Raw genomic sequence first — 17,249 nt, forward strand, 5'->3', positions numbered from 1 at the left:
GATGCTTTTGATGTTTAGTGAACTGTTTTCTCCGTTGTTTTTTCAATAAAATGAAATTGTGGATTTTGTCCTTTGCAGAAAAACGTGACAAGATAGCCTTCTTCTTTCACAGAACCTTCTTCATATGCCTCTGACGGCCGGATGGAGACCGGAGTGATGAATGTATGCTTCCGGATATTCCTTTCGGTAAGCCGTGTAGGCGTTGAAATATTGCTCAGAAGGACTTTGTCATCCAACACCGACCTTTCGATTGCTGCCAGTGTTTCAGGCTCCATGTCTTCACGCCACCAAATATGTCGAGGTTGGAAAGTGTGATGCGCCAAATAATCGATTTTCATTAAACTAGTAACGATACTCATATCCGCTTGTCCATAGTCAAGGAGGAATTTCTCCAGTCTTGTGTACAAATCCTGAAGCTGATGGCCAATTCTCGACCAGCCCTTCGTTTCCCAAAACGTACCGAATTGCTGGAAGAAGTCGAACGGCGTTTCAAACACTTCTGATACGAGATACTCAACTGTACGCGGCATACGATTGTCATTCCAATACTTTTCTAGTACATCCTCGGTCTGTTTGATCCGTAAGATATCATCAAATGTCAAGACGTTATTGGATAAGATTTCATAAGGAGCTTCGTCGATATACGTATAACCGAATTGTTCAGCCTGAATACGCAAGCCAGTCCCTCTTAATAGCTTGAGGAAGCCTAATTGAAGCTCTTCAGGACGCATGGCAAAGACATCGTTGAATGTATCTCTGAATGAAGCATAATCCTCTTCCGGCAACCCGGCGATCAAATCTAGATGCTGCGCAATCTTTCCGCCATCTTTCACCATAGTGACAGTTCTGGACAGCTTTTCAAAGTTTTGTCTTCGTTGTACTAGTTCATTCGTCAAATCATTTGTCGACTGCACTCCGATTTCAAAGCGGAAGAGTCCGGCAGGAGCATTCTCGTTTAAAAAGTTGATGACTTCCGGACGCATGATGTCACCGGTTATTTCAAACTGGAAAACCGTCCCCGGCATATGTTCATCAATAAGAAATTGAAACATTTCCATGGCGTAGCTCCGACTTATATTAAACGTGCGGTCTACGAATTTGATCGTCTTGGCGCCATTTTTCATCAAATATCGGATGTCGTCCTTCACTGAATCCCTATTAAAATAACGGACGCCGACTTCGATGGATGATAAACAGAATTGACAAGAGAACGGACAGCCCCTGCTCGTCTCAATATATGTCACCCGGTTGCCTAGATGAGGAATATCTTCAGGGAATCTGAAAGGGGAGGGCAGCTCTCGTAAGTCTAGTTTCGGTCCGGGAGCAGTAGATTTCAATCTTCCGTCCTCTAAGTAGGCGACTCCTTGCACTTCTTTGAGACTGATTTTCCCTGCATGGTAATCGAGCAATAGTTTAAAAGTCCTTTCTCCTTCGCCGAGAACGATAAAATCGATCTCAGGGACTTCTTCCAACCATTTGTCGAAGTCATACGTCACTTCAGGTCCTCCGGCTACAATGACAAGTTCGGGATTTGTTTTTTTGAGTACCCGGATTACCTTAATCGATTCCTCAATATTCCATATGTACAAACTGAATCCGACAATACTTGGTTTTTTTTGATAAATATCTGATACAATATTTAAAACTGGATCTTTTATTGTATATTCCGTCAATATAGGCTCGTATTCCGGCATTGCGTATGATTTCAAATACCGGATAGCGAGGTTTGTGTGAATATATTTTGCGTTTAATGTAGTGAGAACTATGTTCATATGCTTGCTCCTTTGATATAATACTAATTACTGATAAATTAGATACCTATTTTAGTCATTAACTACTATTTTATTGCGACAGATAATATGAAATAATCAGAATTGAAGACACTTTATTTAATTGAAGTTCTAAAAAATGATTTTTTTCGCATGAAATCTTGTCGTTTCACATATTGTTTGGTAATAGGCACAGGAGGTATCAAATGAGTGATTTCGATAGTACTTTAAAGAGCATGTCATTCCTGTTGGATGACAGTTTTCGACCTATGTTGGTTTTACAAGTAAATGGGGACATTTATTATGAAAATGAGCCATTTAAAATGCACTTCGACATAACAGACAAAAAGAATATCAGTGAAATCATAGATTCGACTTCTCTGTGTGAATGGACAGGATTTTCCGAACGGGCAAGGACATCTGAACAGATACTGATGGAAAAATTGTCGGTTACATTATGTTTTGATGAAAATGGCCCGAGTCAATTGCAATTATTCTACATTCCCGACATAAAAAAGATCATTGCAAAGTTTGATTTACAGGAACCTTGCAAAATTCCGTCTTTAAAAACGTATTTCAATGCGTTCAGGCAATCATCCGATTTTCTGCTTTTGGTCGATCAAGACGGAAAAATCCGTGATGTAAATGAAGTGCACAGCGTGTTTATCAATCAAACACGGAAGGAGTTGATTGGTCAAAGTATTGGCAATGTCCTTTCCATAATAGATCCTGAAAATGATGAGTCTGTTCATGGTCTTCTTGAAAAGGTGAAAGACCAAGGCTTTGTCGAGTCAATTAAAACGTACCAAAGGTCAACAGAAGATACAAGATACTATCATATTACAACCTACTATGATAAAGAAACAAATATGTTCATTTTCCAAATGTCAGATTCCACTGAAATAGAGAATTTGCAAGTACAGTTGGCCCATTCCGGATCATTATCCGCCGTCGGACAAATTGCTGCTAGCATTGCTCATGAGATAAGAAATCCGATTACAACTTTGAAAGGATTTACACAACTGCTAAAAGTATCGGCTACCGATGATTCAATCCGCTATATTTCCGTAATTGAAGACGAAATAGAGAGAATGGAAACTATTCTTGGGGAGATGCTCGTTTTGTCAAAGCCCTCTGAAAAGAAGAAATCCGTGTTCTCTTTGGAAGTATTGGTCGGAGATATGGTTTCAATACTATTGCCTAAAGCGGTCATGGATGGCATCGAAGTCGCCCAGTCGGTGGAACTGAACAGCAACCCACACATTTTCGGTGATCCGGATAAGATGAAGCAGGTTCTTTTAAATTTATTTAAAAATGCATTGGAGTCGATGCAGGTCGGTGGAAAGCTAGCCGTTCACCTCTCGGAATCCGACGGAAAACTTATCCTTTCCATAACAGATACGGGAAAAGGGATGACTCGCCATCAAGTGAGCCAAGTGTTCATGCCTTTTTTCAGTTCAAAGCCGGGAGGAACAGGCTTAGGACTGCCATTTGTTCTGAAAACAGTGGAAGATCACGGCGGGACGATTGCCGTCGATAGTCAAGTCGACGTAGGTACAAAATTCATATTGACCTTCCCTAAGGCAAAAGAAGGTGCTTCGTATCCTTTGAGTAGCAAACAGTCCATCGTCTCTTGAATCGATCCGTTTTGACACATTCGTCTATTTGTCGCTATAATAGTGTCGAGACGCTGACAGGAAAACAAAAGGTGGATCCGAACTATGTCAAATGATACAGAACGTGCATTGAAATTATTCATCGTCCTTTCAAGGGCAAGCAAGGTTGTCTTGGAAGAGGCGAATAAACTGATAGAAACCTATAAGCTGAATCCTACGGAGTTTGCTGTCCTGGAACTTCTATACCACAAAGGAAGGCAGCCAATTCAAAAAATCGGTCAAAAAATCCTGCTTAGCAGCGGATCCATGACGTATGTCGTAGATAAGCTTGAAAAGAAAGGGCTTATTGAACGAGTGTATTGCACCGAAGATAAACGGATCACGTATATGTCTATTACAGCTGCGGGCAAGGGATTGATTGAAGATATTTTTCCGTCCCATGAAGAGAAAATCAATGAATTGATGTCCGCCCTTTCGAAGACGGAACAGGACACGGCAATTGAACTCCTGAGAAAGTTAGGATTATCCATTAAGAACCTTTCATGATTTCATGCATAGAATACGCCGAACAGGCATAACCTGTTCGGCGTTTGTCATTCTACTATCTAAATTATTGTACTGTCTGTCCCATATTCAAGAAATCAGATTTGAATTCTTCATCTGGATTATCGAAAAGAGTAAGTCTAACGACCATACCATCCTTTTCAAAAACGACTCCCGTGACAGGTCCTGTTTCCGTATCCACCTTGAATGCTTTTGCATTCTTGATGCCCTCATCCTCGACATCCGAATAAACATCCGTCAATTCTTCAGGTTCTGCGCCATTGCTTGCAGCTTTCAATACCTCAAGCATATTATCCGCGAAATAGTCATATGCTCCATCTTCGGCAGGTTGTGTTTCGATTCGCATAAAAGCCTCTGGATTCTCGTCTGCAAACAAACTATCCCGTCCAGGCTCTTCACTAGTTAACGTATAGCCGGGCAATACTTCAATTGCATATGATTGGGCATCGCTATCAGTTAGCACAGCATCGGCCATATCAGCAGCGGACTCCTCAGCGCCATCATTTGTAGAATCGGATCCTGCATTGGTTGACGTTCCATCCGTCGAGCTGCCGTTTGCTCCATCGACAACTTGTTCTGGTTCATCCGTTTTGGATTCCTGTTGAACCGCATTATCGGTGCCACAAGCTGTAAGGAGAATCGCAGCCGCAAAACCTGTGCAAACTATTTTCCAATTGAATTTCATTGAAAATCCCTCCTATTCATTTATCCCGCGCTAACTGGCAGTAATTCTCTCCCGCTAAGGCGGGAGATCAACTGCCAGTAAATGCCCGATTGGTTTACCTAACACTCAGTGGGGGATAGAATCCCCCTGAGCGAGTTTCACTTTATTGGACGAAGTACAACGTAAAATGTTTCATTCATCAGTGCCGTGGATGATTGTATAGCGTTTATGGTTAATGACAGTTTTTTCCTCCATTTGCAGTTCATCGAAATTTTCCATATATGTCAAATCGACGATTACAGAGTTCTCATTCACTTTCTCCACAATACCTTGCAAGCCATCTTTAAACTCTATAATATTTCCCACTTCTGCGATTTTCATAATCAAACAGCTCCTTAAACAGATTATCTTTTATAGTTTGCCTTAAAAAGTCCGTGACGTAAAGTGTTTCATTCTAAAAAAGTATTTTCATTTATTCTGCATAAACTGAGGGTAGTAGAACCTGTTGTTAATTGAAGTTTCATTCTATTGTAAAATATCTTAAATTGAGATACTTGTTTTCTCTAAAGTCGTGTATAATTATTATTCAGGTATATCTACACTCGGGAGGTATTGCGTGTGAAACATTTACTGGAAGCTCAAATTGAGACGACGCGCAAGGAATTGATTACCGTAGCGGGCATAAAAGGCTTATCTTCAATTGATACATTACTTATAAGCGAAATGCTCGATAGATTGATCAATGAATATAATTCCCTGGAAGAAATGCCTGGACTAAGGAATGGATAGAGAAATAGAAAGGGTGGGGTAGTAATGGTAACGATTAAGGACTTCCGAAAAGAATTGAACCAAGCGGTAATTGGCAGAGAGAAAGAATTCGATTTAATGCTTATCGCACTTTTACAGCAGGGACATGTTTTACTGGAGAGTGTTCCAGGTTCCGGTAAAACAATGATGGCCAAGAGCTTTGCTAACGCTTTTAAAGGGGATTTTAAGCGTGTGCAATTTACTCCGGATGTATTGCCATCGGATGTGACTGGCATCCGCTATTTTAATCCCCAGTCGCAGGAATTTATCCTGAAGGCCGGCCCGGTCTCGACAAACATATTATTGGCGGATGAAATAAATAGGGCGACCCCCCGGACACAATCAAGCCTTTTGGAGTCGATGGAAGAAAGGCAAGTGACAATCGACGGTGAAACGCTTTCCTTGCCGACGCCGTTCATGGTCATTGCGACACAGAATCCAATTGAATCGCAGCAAGGGACATTTCCTTTGCCGGCGGCCCAGCTGGATCGATTTTTGTTTAAGTTGAACATCGATTATCCATCGTTTGAAGAGGAGCATGATATACTGCGGCAATACGGCAAGAACCCTGGACAGATCAGGACGAATGCTATCATCGATGCGGGGACGGTCAGAACATGGTCTGCTGATGCCGCAGAAGTGACAGTCCATACAGATGTCGAAAAGTATATATTGAAAATCGTACGTGCAACGAGAGAGCATCCTTTCCTGGAGCTTGGCTTAAGTTCCCGTGCGGCTCTTGCAATTCTTCAGGCTGCCAGGACGAAAGCATATATAGAAGGCAGGGATTACGTTACTCCGGATGATGTCAAATACATCCTTCCACCAGCCGCATTACACCGGATGGAACTTTCGACGGAAGGGGTATTGACAAAGACGATCGAAGAAGTGCTTCAAGAAATCATGAATTCCATTACAGCACCACTTGAGGCGACAGTCTAATGAAGTGGATACGCTATGAACATGGGTTCAGATCGATTCACCAAGGGATGGCGATCACTGGAGTTTTCTTCATTTTTGCCTTCATTTATTTACAAGTTTGGCTTGCCGCATGTTTTGCAGCAGTATTTGCAATGCTCGCCTTCCAGAATATTTATTTTTCGAAGGTTGGACAGCACCTCTCAGTTACATTTAGAGCAAAGCAGAAACGGATTCTGATTGGCGAAAGGGAAGAGCTCGTCTTAGAGTTCGAAAATGGAACAGTACCAATATGGAATGGGACGTTGACTATTTCCTTGGAAGACGCAGTTGCGCCAAGTTCGGATAACAAGAGACACTACAGCGGAATATATGATTTAACAGTCCCTTTTGCAATAGGCGGGAATAAAAAAGTGGAAATCAGTATCCCCCTGGAAGGAAAAAAGAGGGGCTTGTCTAGAGTGACAAGGGTTATGTTGGAAATCCCGCATTTGTTCGGAGACGGATTTGTCCATATGGAGCTAAATGAACCGATATATTATCAAAGTTTAGTGTACCCTAGGGTGACATCGCTTGGCAGGGAATTAAAATCATCCCCTTATAAACCGGGCGAAACCGAACAGAAGCAATCACTATTCCAGGATGAATTCCAACCGATCGGCACAAGGGATTACATTCCGACAGATCGTTTTGATCATATCCATTGGACAGCAAGTGCCCGGATGCAGAAGCTGCAAACAAAGGAATTTCTGCCTGTCAGCTCGCAAAGTGTCGTTTTAATGATGAACGCGATTGAAAAGGACAGAGGCTTTTTGGACTTTGAAAAAAAGGTGGAGCGCCTCGTTTCGTATGCGGATTACTGCATGAAGAATGATATTCCTTATTCAGTAGCGATTAATATTCGAAGTTTTGGAGCGAAACCTTATTTATTACTGCCGAGCGGATCGGGTAAAGTGCAATTTCAAAAAGTGATGGTCATGCTTGCGAAAATATCGGATAAGCATGCAAAATTGCCTTTCGAGGAAATGCTTCGGCATATGGAAAGTCATGGGCAGCTTCCGCAGACCGTCGTTTTGATCACTCATGAAAATGACCGTGTCAAAGCTCTTGCAAAACAATGGATTAAACGCTATGAAGTCATCTTGGACAATTCTCATGAAAGGAATGAAAGGATTTGGGACAATCAACATATGAAAAAGACCGGAACCGATTCAACTTATCTGAACGCCTAATTGTCGAAATGTTCCTCCTATCCTATCTATTCATTTTCTTTTTAGGGGAAACCGGTTCCATCATGCCTTATGTATGGCTGTTCATATCAATCATCGGAGGAATCATTTCCTTTTTCCTGTTTTATAATCGGGACTATTCGCTTGGATACGGCGCAGGTTTGGCACTGGTTGTTACGGCCCCGATTCTTCTTTTCAATGCGCCGCTGATGAATATGCTAATTTTCTTTGTTTATGTATTGTGGAGAATCCAAGCGAATTTCAATGGATCCAGAATTCAAGGGTGGCCATTTTTGACTGTAAACACACTTGTTTTTGTCTTTCTGTTTTTCCTGGCACGATTGCTTTTCGCCTATTATAGTCCTGAAGTTCTGATGAGACAACAGATTATCCTGTTCCTCGTTACCTCCTTCCTTTATTTTTTCATACGGATGATTTCAGTTACCGTGAACAGCAGGCAATTAGGCAATTTCAAGGTGAGGGAAGCGGGCAGGGTTTTCGGTTATATTATCGGATTGGGGTCACTTGTATATGTTGTCGTCTTATTTGCTTTAGACCCTGTGAGAAGAGGTATGATTAGTGTAGCAGGCTTTCTCTTCGGAGGAGTGCTGACCCTTTTCGGAAAAACGATGGAGCCTATCATTGAGTATTTCAAATCAGGCGCAGAAAAGTTCATCGAAGAAAATTTAGTGGAACCCGAAAACGGATTCGTTGACTTTGAATTGCAGGGGGAATTGGAGACTTATGGTGCCTCATCTTCCATATTTGAATACACTTCATTGGCAGTAGCATTTGTCATACTGATTAGTATCGCTATTCTTCTCATAATGCGAAAAGGGAAGAAACGTGATGTGGAAAGATTAGAAAACTACTCCTTTTCATTTAAAGGTAGAAAAGCAAAACCTGAAGAACAACGTCAGTTGTTGTATGACTACTCATCTGCACGGGATGAAGTGCGGGAAACCTTCCTCCAATTCGAGAAAGAAGCGCAAAAACACAATTTCAGCCGCATGCATGGTGAAACTGTGAAAGAATGGTTTTCGCGTATGGGTTGGAAGCAGAATGATTTAATTTTATCGATTTATAATGACGTTCGTTATGGATCTCGCACTCCTTCAGAAAAGGAGCATTCAACATTCATCCAAGAGATTGAACACATTAAAAAAACTTTTTTTGAAAAAGAGGTTTAAGAAGTTTTGAAACGGGGGACATTATAATTGAACACAGCAACATTCTCATTTCCCCCTTTTGAGGACAGACCCTTTACAGGATCTGTCCTCCTTTTTTTGTCCAAAACGCTTATAATGAATATTGCGAACAAAAATGGAGGGATTAATATGGGGAAAAAGAAGATTGCATTTATCGGAACAGGGGTCATGGGCAGTAGCATCGTCAAGCATTTATTGAATGCAGAGTACGATGTGACAGTATTCACCCGCACTAAGGGAAAAGCGGAAGCGCTGATTACGCATGGCGCAGAATGGGCTGAAACTGCGGGACAAGCGACTGCAACCGCGGATGTCGTTTTGACGATGGTCGGATATCCATCCGATGTGGAGGAGGTCTATTATTCTGCTGATGGGATTATAGAGAATGCCAGAGAAGGGATGGTTCTTATAGACATGACGACATCCAGTCCTGCATTAGCAAAACGGATTGCTGTTGAAGCTGAAAAGAAAGGGATATCTTCAATTGACGCACCAGTTTCTGGCGGAGATGTAGGCGCACAAAACGGAACACTCTCCATTATGTGCGGAGGGAATGAACAGACGTTCAAAGAAGTTCTTCCTCTCTTGCAAGTATTCGGAAAGCAGATTGTCTATCAAGGGGAAGCTGGTGCTGGTCAACATACGAAAATGTGCAACCAGATCGCCATTGCGACCAACATGATCGGGGTATGCGAAGCGATTGCGTATGGGAAGGAAGCTGGACTCGATGCAGAGACGGTCCTTCAATCCATTTCTTCGGGCGCTGCAGGATCATGGTCACTTTCAAACTTGGCGCCACGGATGATCAAAGGGGATTTCGAACCAGGTTTTTACGTTAAGCATTTCCTGAAGGATATGAATATCGCTTTGGCGGAAGCGGAGCAAATGAGCTTGCCTTTACCTGGACTGCAATTGGCGAAGGAAATGTACAGCGAGCTTGTTGAAGAAGGATACGGTGAAAAAGGAACGCAGGTTTTATACAAACAATATAGACGAACGTAAAGCATCTCCTTCTGCGTGAGTAGCGAGTAAAAAGGGGCTGTTCAGCAAATCAATCGATCTGATTGCCGGAACAGCCCGCTAATTATTTTCCATCCAAGTAGGATGATCTGAACGATTGTGTGTTTGATACTTTAGGACGTTTCGGGATGAACGTTTTTTTCTTGGCACTCTTTGGTGCAATTTGCTCCCCGAGAAAATCGATCAATAATTCCTTAGCAGTTTTTAAATTCATTCGCTCTTGTGGATTACGGAAAGTTTGGTCTTGTGCGCCTAAATGGGGAAGGGACGTGAAGTCGTCTTTTTCCGGTAAGGTATGAAAGAGGAAATCGCTGCACTTTACGAGCACAGTGGAGCTTTGTTGGCTAAGCTGAGGATTGTCGACAAAATGCAAGCCGATTTTATTTGCGTCGCCCGAATGCAACAGCCTTTGGATCGCTTTGTTTTTTAATGTATAAAGTTCACGATTATTCGTTGCTGTTTTCGCATGCCTGTTTACAGTATAAATTGCAATGGCAAGTTGACGCACCGTTTCTTCTTTTTTCAATTGATTCCCCCTCTTTACGATATAAATTCCATTCAACCCTATCATACTGCTTCTTAAAAAATTTTAAAAGCAATTTGAATAAGAAAACCGAAATTTTTGCGAACGGCTATTTTTTTGTCGAATATAAAGGTATACTTGTAAAATAAAGTAGAAAAATCTGTTTCGGCGTCTATAAACAAAATTATTGTACATAGGAGCAGCGACATGCATGGAGGCATTCATGGACAATAACAGACTGCGGGATGAATTGATGATGGAACGCAACAAAAGATTGGAATTTGAACATAAGTACAAGTCTGTCATCGATCATAACTTGGACCCGATTATTACAATTAATTTGAGTGGACGTATTTTATATGCGAATATCGCTGTCCATAAAGCGTTCGGTTACCGATTAAAAGAATTGACGGGTCGTGCCATTATCGATTTGATCGGCGAAGATAAAAACAAAGAGTTTAATGACTTTCTAACACGAGCGTTTTCCGGCGAGTCTATTGAAATGGAAGGAATCAAGTTCTTTCATAAGAGGGGCAAATATTTATCAACATATGTCAAGACAATCCCTGTTGCTATACGTGGAGATATAAAGGAAATCCATTTGATTTTGAGAGATACTTCCTTTCACCACAAAAACAATGAGAGATTATTATTCCTTTCCTATCATGATCAATTGACGGGTTTATGGAACAGACGTGCATTGAAAGAGCATTTTGATGCTGACGCTGAATATGCCTTTCGAAGTGATGAACAACTTTCATTAATCCATTTGGATTTGGATCGTTTCAATACAATCAACGATTCAATCGGTAGAAACGGCGCTGACGAAATTCTGAAAATGATTGCAGATCGCATTAAACTAGTTACTCCTAAAGGGGGAAAACTATATAGAAATGGCGGAGATGAATATATCATCCTGCTGCAAAACCACTCAATCGAAAAAACAGAGAAGCTCACACAGAAGATCATGAGTGATTTCACGAAGCCATTCTATTTTAATCATCAGGAATATTTCCTTTCGTCTTCAATCGGCATATCGGTCTATCCTGAGGACGGAACGGAATTGGAGGAACTGCTTCAAAAAGCCGAGCAAGCCGTTAGGTTCGTAAAAGAGCGTGGTCGTTCCCATTATCGTTTTTACCGGGAAGAGATGAATACGGCTTTCACTGATACGGCATTAATGGAAGCCCATTTGCGCCGAGCTATCGAATTTAATGAGCTGGAACTCCACTATCAGCCGCAAGTGAATTTGAAAACGGGTGAAATCGACAGCTTCGAAGCGCTGTTACGATGGAATAATCGGAAATTCGGTTTCGTTTCACCAGCCCAGTTCATTCCGCTGGCAGAAGAATCGGGTCTGATCCATTCAATCGGTGATTGGGTGTTGGAAGTTGTATGTGCACAGTTAAAGGAATGGCAAGATAAGCAGTTCCGACCTGTCCGAATTGCAGTGAATATATCTCCTAAGCAATTTCAAGTCGGAGAATTTGCTGAGAAAGCAAAACAAATCATTGAGAAGCATGGGATCCATCCATCCTCATTCGAAGTGGAGATTACTGAGTCTGCCTTGATGAATATGAAGGATACGCTTTCAACCTTGCAAAAATTGAAGCAGATCGGTGTAACGATTTCAGTCGATGACTTCGGAACTGGTTATTCTTCACTCAGTTATTTAAAGCAATATCCAATTGATATCATTAAAATTGATCGCTCGTTTATCAAAGACATAGAATTGGATGAAAAGAATGAAGCGATTGCCAAAACAATCATTAATCTAGCCCACAACCTAGGCATGCAAGTCATTGCTGAAGGCGTTGAAAAGGATTTGCAGGCGAAAATTTTAAAAGAGGCTGATTGTCATAAAGCACAAGGTTTTTTATTTAGCAAAGCAGTTCCGGCCTCGGAAATCGTGGAAAAGTATTTTGCGTAAGGTGTGAGAAGACTTTCTTTTAACGCAGGCATTTGCCTGTTAGAAGAAAGTCTTTTTTATATTGAGTAGTCGTCCGATAGAATGCTATGTTACAATTATGAGTGAATATTCATTCATAAGAAATGGGGGATTATATGTTTACGGACAAAGTGATTATTGTAACGGGTGGATCAAGCGGAATGGGGAAATATATGGCAAAGAGATTTGCCGATGAAGGCGCACAAGTCATCATCACAGGACGGGACGAAGACAGATTGGAAGATGCGCGGAAAGAAATTGGGGACCGTGCACATACTTATCAAATGGACGTTCGCAACATTGAAAACGTACAAGGCATGGTGGAGTTTGCGGAAGGAAAATTCGGGAGAATCGATGGACTTGTAAACAATGCCGCCGGAAACTTTCTAGTCCATGCGGAAGAACTCTCTCCGAATGGATGGAAATCAGTCATTGACATCGTACTGAACGGAACCTTCTATTGTACAAGTGCAGTCGGCAATTACTGGATTAAAAAAGGGCAAAAAGGGGCTATTTTGAACATGCTTGCAACATATGCATGGGATGCGGGTCCGGGAGTTGTCCATTCGGCTGCTGCAAAGGCGGGCGTCATGTCGTTGACTCGCACGCTTGCAGTGGAATGGGGACGGAAATTCGGTTTCAGGGTGAATGGAATTGCACCTGGTCCTATCGAGCGTACAGGTGGAGCGGAACGCTTATTCCAATCTGAAGATGCGGTGAAAAGAACTATTAATTCAGTTCCACTAGGACGTGTAGGCAAACCGGAAGAAATCGCCGAACTAGCCGCGTTCATCATGTCCGACAAAGCCTCCTACATGAACGGTGAAATCGTCACACTAGACGGCGGACAGTGGTTGAATCAGTATCCGTTCTAATTGCAAAAAGCCTGGCACTATTGTCAGGCTTTTTGTGTGTTGAATGACTTGATCGGATCTTCAAGCATATTGCAACCATCGATTTCCGCTTCAGGCGGACGCTTTCCGGGGGGCGGGCGGTGAGCCAATCGAACAGCGAAGGGTTCGATTTGCCTTAATTTCTGCGTTTTTTTGCAGAAATTAAGGCATCCGTTTTGGCCTTCCTGCTCGTAACGCTACACTTTTACTCGCAAAAACCGTTCTTCGTAACGGCTTTCGCTGATCCCCCAGGAGTCGCCGCCTTCCGCTCCAATCGAAAAACATCCCGGAAAGTTGTTTCTCTTTTTATAATCAAAAATAATATTTCTTATTGAACTAATGGTTTTCAATAAAAAAACCGATAATAAAATATGACTGCTTTTCATATTCATTTCTAATTACTTAGCCGCACCTGTTGCTTGGAGTGCAGGCGCTCGACTCCTGCGGGAATAGCACATGCCGTTACGGAGAACGGCATCTGCGACCAAAAGCAAAGCGTTGGGAGCATGGGCCTTCTCTAGGGCGGATGCCTTAATTTCCGCAAAGATCATGGAAATACGGCAAAGCGAACCCTTCGCTGTTCGATTGGCTCAAGCCGTGCCCGCGGAAAGCGAGCGCCGGAACGGAAAGCAACAGAATATCGGTAGATCTGCACCTCTAATTCATTAAAAAAGCAAAAAAAGTAAAATACTTGACGACAGGTGGAAAAGTTCGCATGAAACGGAAATAAATATTCTTCAGTATCATTCTCTCTAACCTGTACATCCTAATCCCAATTCATGCATAGGGAGGGTTTTATCCATATGGCTATATGGATTATTCCGATAGGGATTGTCTTTGTTATTATCGGCGTCATCGGATGGAAAGCCGTCAGTAAATGGGATGCAATAGCTGCAACGTCGTTTGATCCGCAGGACCATAGAATAGAGGAAGCGGTGGAAGACCATCCGTTCTCATTAAACCCGATTATCTGGGTCATCGGAGTGGCGGCGATTTTTATACTGTTTGTCATTTTCTATTACTGGGCCTCTTCCATATAGGAAGAGGTTTTCTAATGGAACATTTTTCATAATTCGATGGGATGTTCACTGACTCTTATGGTATGATAGGGTTGTAGAATTGTTATGACAGCTTATGATCAGAAGGAGCGATTTTTAATGATTTCTGTAAATAACAGGGATTTTCTTCAGGTGCCGATTGCCGATTATTTGATTCCTGCTGAAAAAGTGGCATGTGTGCAGGTCGGCAACAACGCGGAACACGCCCTTCTCGTCCTGACGAAAACCGGTTATTCTGCAATACCTGTCATTGATGTAAAGAACCATCTAAGGGGACTTCTAGGGATTGGGATGATCACAGATTCCATATTGGGATTAGAACGAATCGAATATGAAAAGCTGGCAGATCTGAAAGTAGATCAAATTATGCAAACTGACATCCCAGCTATTAAAACAACTGATAAATTCCAAAAAGGGTTGGATTTACTCATTAATCACACATTCCTATGTGTCACTGAAGAAGACGGCACATTTGCGGGTATACTTACGAGAAGAGTTATGTTGAAAGAATTCAAAAAATATCTCTACATGAAGTAATTTTTCCAAGGATTTATCCTTGAATAGAAGGCTCCAATAGGGGGCCTTTTCCTATTTATCAGCTTTTTTGGTGGAAAGGGGAATGTAAATGAAAGTACATAAAAAGACCAACCGTCCGCTCGTCCTCATATCCGTAATGTTGGCGATGTTCGTCGGTGCTGTTGAGGCAACAATTGTTTCAACGGCAATGCCTGCCATTGCAGGAGAGCTTGGAGGCTTTTCGAGATATAGTTGGATTTTTTCCGCCTATTTGCTTATGAGTACTGTTACCGTTCTTATTTATGGAAAGTTAGCTGACCTGTTTGGCAGAAAACCGATATTCTTCGTAGGCTTATCTATCTTCTTATTCGGTTCAATACTATGCGGATTCGCTACATCGATGGAAATGCTCATTGTTTTCAGATTGATCCAAGGCTTGGGAGCGGGTGCTGTTATGCCGATAGCGACAACCATTGTCGGGGATATTTACTCCACTGAGGAACGCGCCAAAATCCAAGGGTATTTATCGAGTGTGTGGGGCATATCAGCAGTGTCAGGCCCGGTAATTGGAGGTTTGATTGTCCAATATTGGGATTGGAAATATGTGTTTTGGGTCAATGTACCGTTAGGTTTATTGGCAATGGTGGGAATTTACTTCTTCCTTCAAGAACCGGCTACGGAAAGAAAAGTGGCAATTGATATTAAGGGAGCCGCATTATTGACGACTTCGCTATCGATCATCCTATTTTGGCTTGTTGAAGGCGGACAATCCTTTGGAAGGTCATCGTCAACAAGCCTTCTCCTTATTATTTTAGGTGCTGGGCTCTTTACATTCTTCATATGGACCGAAAGGAAGGCGGAAGATCCGATGATGCCCTTCTCCATTTGGAAGAACCCGGTTATTCTGTATGCCAATCTTGTTTCATTGACTACGGGTGTAATTCTGATTGGTGTGTCCTCGTACCTGCCCACCTATGTAACTGGCGTCATGGAACAGTCTGCAATGATTGCAGGGTTCACATTGACCGCCATGTCGATCGGGTGGCCGATCGCATCTTCCGTCGCTGGACATTTGTTGATCAGGTTCGGCACTTTCACGGTTTCGTTTGCGGGTGGCATCTCCCTTGTGATAGGTTCACTCATGTTTGTTTGGATGACTGGCGAATCAGGTCCTTTATGGGCAGCATTTTCAAGCTTTTTCGTAGGTGTCGGAATGGGCTTGACGAGCACATCCTTCATCGTAACAATCCAAGGGGCTGTCAGCCGTGAACAAAGGGGATCTGCAACAGCGGCGAACATGTTCATGCGCAATTTCGGAAATACGGTTGGAGCGGCCATTTTTGGAGCAGTTTTGAATGGATCATTGATGTCGACGTTCCGAGGGAAAAATCTAGATTATGAAGTGAATGATATTAATCTTTTATTGACGGAAGAGTCAAGGTCGACAGTACCCAATTCAAAGATGAATATTTTACAGCAAGCGCTGGATGGGTCTCTACAATGGGTGTATGTGGCTGTGCTGATTTTTGCAGTTATTAGCCTGCTGCTCATATTGCGGATACCGAGGGGAAAGGTGGTTCTTCATGACGACAACTGAGTTGGAAATCATTAAAGCCTTGGCGGAAGAAGGCAATATGCGTAAAGCGGCTGAACGTCTTTTTCTATCTCAGCCAGCCTTGTCCCAACGCCTGCAGACGATAGAGAAAGATTGGGGAACGATGCTGTTTGTACGTTCTCAAAAAGGGTTGGAGCCGACTCCGGCGGGTGAGCTTGTGATCGCTTTCGCAAGAGAGACGATCCAAAAGAGAGAGGAAACCGCGGAGATGATCGCTTCTCTGGCGGATAAAGTGCACGGTACCCTTAAAATTGCCTGCGCTTCCATCGTCGGGCAAACATGGCTGCCACAAGTGTTAAAAGAATTTGTCAGTAAGTATCCAGATGCGAAAATTTCCCTGATGACGGGCTGGAGCTCGGAAATTGTGAAAGCACTCTATGAAGGGGAAGCTCATGTCGGGATTGTGAGAGGGCAGGTGGACTGGAAGAGTAGGAAGACCTATTTGTTCAGGGACCGCCTCTACTTGGTCGATCAAGAGATTACATCAATTAATGAATTGGTGGAAACAAAGCGGCCGTTCATTCAGTTTAAAAGTGACTCCAACTATTATATGGAAATCCAACGATGGTGGCAGCGTCATTTTTCACAGTATCCGAGAAGACAAATTACCGTCGATCAGATTGAAACATGCAAACAGTTGGCGTTAAATGGAATAGGCTATGCAATTTTGCCTTCCATTACACTGACGGGAGACGAAAAAGTGAATAAAATTCCTTTACTGAATAGCGAGGAAGAATTCGAATTGACGAGAGATACTTGGTTGATCGGCTATGATTCCACTTTTGAACTGAAACAAGTGAGTGCCTTTATGGAAGTACTTGATGCACATGCCGAAAAATTAAGAAAAGAATTGAAGTAAAAGGAACTTTCCTAATTTTGCTACGTACTAATTAGAGAAGGT

The 17,249-nt window shown here is 42.3% G+C and carries 17 protein-coding genes; 13 read left to right on the plus strand and 4 right to left on the minus strand.

Annotation, left to right across the window (positions count from 1 at the left end; all coding sequences use genetic code 11):
- Positions 1-14: 14 nt before the first annotated feature.
- Positions 15-1,772: a B12-binding domain-containing radical SAM protein gene (locus tag OC538_RS00090; protein ID WP_262172785.1), complete on the minus strand. Its 1,758-nt coding sequence runs from the start codon at positions 1,770-1,772 to the stop codon at positions 15-17.
- 203 nt (positions 1,773-1,975) lie between these two features.
- Between OC538_RS00090 and OC538_RS00095 the strand changes: the two genes are divergently transcribed.
- Together OC538_RS00095 and OC538_RS00100 are read left to right on the plus strand one after the other, a co-directional pair.
- Positions 1,976-3,406: an ATP-binding protein gene (locus OC538_RS00095; protein WP_251694971.1), complete on the plus strand. Its 1,431-nt coding sequence runs from the start codon at positions 1,976-1,978 to the stop codon at positions 3,404-3,406.
- Positions 3,407-3,490: 84 nt separating this feature from the next.
- Positions 3,491-3,931 (plus strand): MarR family winged helix-turn-helix transcriptional regulator, encoded by a 441-nt coding sequence (locus OC538_RS00100; protein ID WP_251694970.1) that lies wholly within the window; start codon positions 3,491-3,493, stop codon positions 3,929-3,931.
- Positions 3,932-3,995: 64 nt separating this feature from the next.
- Here OC538_RS00100 and OC538_RS00105 read toward each other — a convergent pair whose 3' ends face one another.
- Both OC538_RS00105 and OC538_RS00110 read right to left on the minus strand, forming a co-directional pair.
- Positions 3,996-4,634, minus strand: coding sequence for a hypothetical protein (locus tag OC538_RS00105; RefSeq protein ID WP_262172786.1), 639 nt, complete (start codon positions 4,632-4,634; stop codon positions 3,996-3,998).
- Between the two features lie 171 nt (positions 4,635-4,805).
- Positions 4,806-4,994 carry a YkvS family protein gene (locus tag OC538_RS00110; RefSeq protein ID WP_251694968.1) on the minus strand — a complete coding sequence of 63 codons (189 nt, stop codon included), beginning with the start codon at positions 4,992-4,994 and terminating at the stop codon, positions 4,806-4,808.
- 237 nt (positions 4,995-5,231) lie between these two features.
- Between OC538_RS00110 and OC538_RS00115 the strand changes: the two genes are divergently transcribed.
- From OC538_RS00115 to OC538_RS00135, 5 genes are all read left to right on the plus strand, one after another.
- Positions 5,232-5,402, plus strand: coding sequence for an aspartyl-phosphate phosphatase Spo0E family protein (locus OC538_RS00115; RefSeq protein WP_251694967.1), 171 nt, complete (start codon positions 5,232-5,234; stop codon positions 5,400-5,402).
- Between the two features lie 24 nt (positions 5,403-5,426).
- A complete protein-coding gene (locus OC538_RS00120; protein WP_262172787.1) occupies positions 5,427-6,362 on the plus strand; it encodes an AAA family ATPase in 936 nt (311 codons plus the stop codon).
- Positions 6,362-7,570, plus strand: a complete 1,209-nt coding sequence (locus OC538_RS00125) for a DUF58 domain-containing protein (protein WP_262172788.1) — start codon at positions 6,362-6,364, stop codon at positions 7,568-7,570. The genes OC538_RS00120 and OC538_RS00125 overlap by 1 nt, the downstream gene beginning before the upstream one ends.
- On the plus strand, positions 7,513-8,757 hold the full coding sequence (locus OC538_RS00130; RefSeq protein WP_262172789.1) for a hypothetical protein: 1,245 nt from the start codon (positions 7,513-7,515) through the stop codon (positions 8,755-8,757). Before OC538_RS00125 ends, OC538_RS00130 begins: the two co-directional genes overlap by 58 nt.
- A gap of 114 nt (positions 8,758-8,871) precedes the next feature.
- Entirely contained in the window at positions 8,872-9,777 is a 906-nt protein-coding gene (locus OC538_RS00135; RefSeq protein WP_262175021.1) for an NAD(P)-dependent oxidoreductase, read from the plus strand.
- Between the two features lie 82 nt (positions 9,778-9,859).
- Here OC538_RS00135 and OC538_RS00140 read toward each other — a convergent pair whose 3' ends face one another.
- Positions 9,860-10,321 carry a YkyB family protein gene (locus tag OC538_RS00140; protein ID WP_262172790.1) on the minus strand — a complete coding sequence of 154 codons (462 nt, stop codon included), beginning with the start codon at positions 10,319-10,321 and terminating at the stop codon, positions 9,860-9,862.
- Between the two features lie 220 nt (positions 10,322-10,541).
- Here OC538_RS00140 and OC538_RS00145 point away from each other — a divergent pair, with 220 nt between their 5' ends.
- The 6 genes from OC538_RS00145 (at position 10,542) to OC538_RS00170 (ending at position 17,207) form a co-directional block, all read left to right on the plus strand.
- Positions 10,542-12,248 carry a putative bifunctional diguanylate cyclase/phosphodiesterase gene (locus OC538_RS00145; RefSeq protein WP_262172791.1) on the plus strand — a complete coding sequence of 569 codons (1,707 nt, stop codon included), beginning with the start codon at positions 10,542-10,544 and terminating at the stop codon, positions 12,246-12,248.
- A gap of 134 nt (positions 12,249-12,382) precedes the next feature.
- Positions 12,383-13,141 carry a 2,4-dienoyl-CoA reductase gene (gene fadH / locus OC538_RS00150; protein WP_251694960.1) on the plus strand — a complete coding sequence of 253 codons (759 nt, stop codon included), beginning with the start codon at positions 12,383-12,385 and terminating at the stop codon, positions 13,139-13,141.
- A gap of 821 nt (positions 13,142-13,962) precedes the next feature.
- On the plus strand, positions 13,963-14,199 hold the full coding sequence (locus tag OC538_RS00155) for a dolichyl-diphosphooligosaccharide--protein glycosyltransferase subunit 2 (RefSeq protein ID WP_262172792.1): 237 nt from the start codon (positions 13,963-13,965) through the stop codon (positions 14,197-14,199).
- Between the two features lie 117 nt (positions 14,200-14,316).
- Complete coding sequence (gene cbpB / locus OC538_RS00160) at positions 14,317-14,754, plus strand: cyclic-di-AMP-binding protein CbpB (protein ID WP_251694958.1); 438 nt, start codon at positions 14,317-14,319, stop codon at positions 14,752-14,754.
- An 88-nt stretch (positions 14,755-14,842) separates the two neighbouring features.
- Positions 14,843-16,330: an MDR family MFS transporter gene (locus tag OC538_RS00165; RefSeq protein WP_251694957.1), complete on the plus strand. Its 1,488-nt coding sequence runs from the start codon at positions 14,843-14,845 to the stop codon at positions 16,328-16,330.
- Entirely contained in the window at positions 16,317-17,207 is an 891-nt protein-coding gene (locus OC538_RS00170) for a LysR family transcriptional regulator (protein ID WP_251694956.1), read from the plus strand. Before OC538_RS00165 ends, OC538_RS00170 begins: the two co-directional genes overlap by 14 nt.
- The last annotated feature ends 42 nt before the right edge of the window (positions 17,208-17,249 follow it).

This window comes from Saccharococcus sp. Marseille-Q5394 (assembly GCF_946901335.1).
GTDB lineage: Bacteria > Bacillota > Bacilli > Bacillales_A > Planococcaceae > Sporosarcina > Sporosarcina luteola_C.

Coding starts and splice junctions, on each gene's coding strand:
- cbpB (WP_251694958.1), top strand. CDS start 14,317: ATGATTTCTGTAAATAACAGGGATTTTCTTCAGGTGCCGATTGCCGAT.
- OC538_RS00155 (WP_262172792.1), top strand. CDS start 13,963: ATGGCTATATGGATTATTCCGATAGGGATTGTCTTTGTTATTATCGGC.
- OC538_RS00170 (WP_251694956.1), top strand. CDS start 16,317: ATGACGACAACTGAGTTGGAAATCATTAAAGCCTTGGCGGAAGAAGGC.
- OC538_RS00090 (WP_262172785.1), bottom strand. CDS start 1,772: ATGAACATAGTTCTCACTACATTAAACGCAAAATATATTCACACAAAC.
- OC538_RS00125 (WP_262172788.1), top strand. CDS start 6,362: ATGAAGTGGATACGCTATGAACATGGGTTCAGATCGATTCACCAAGGG.
- OC538_RS00110 (WP_251694968.1), bottom strand. CDS start 4,994: ATGAAAATCGCAGAAGTGGGAAATATTATAGAGTTTAAAGATGGCTTG.
- fadH (WP_251694960.1), top strand. CDS start 12,383: ATGTTTACGGACAAAGTGATTATTGTAACGGGTGGATCAAGCGGAATG.
- OC538_RS00095 (WP_251694971.1), top strand. CDS start 1,976: ATGAGTGATTTCGATAGTACTTTAAAGAGCATGTCATTCCTGTTGGAT.
- OC538_RS00105 (WP_262172786.1), bottom strand. CDS start 4,634: ATGAAATTCAATTGGAAAATAGTTTGCACAGGTTTTGCGGCTGCGATT.
- OC538_RS00165 (WP_251694957.1), top strand. CDS start 14,843: ATGAAAGTACATAAAAAGACCAACCGTCCGCTCGTCCTCATATCCGTA.
- OC538_RS00135 (WP_262175021.1), top strand. CDS start 8,872: ATGAATATTGCGAACAAAAATGGAGGGATTAATATGGGGAAAAAGAAG.
- OC538_RS00145 (WP_262172791.1), top strand. CDS start 10,542: ATGGACAATAACAGACTGCGGGATGAATTGATGATGGAACGCAACAAA.
- OC538_RS00100 (WP_251694970.1), top strand. CDS start 3,491: ATGTCAAATGATACAGAACGTGCATTGAAATTATTCATCGTCCTTTCA.
- OC538_RS00120 (WP_262172787.1), top strand. CDS start 5,427: ATGGTAACGATTAAGGACTTCCGAAAAGAATTGAACCAAGCGGTAATT.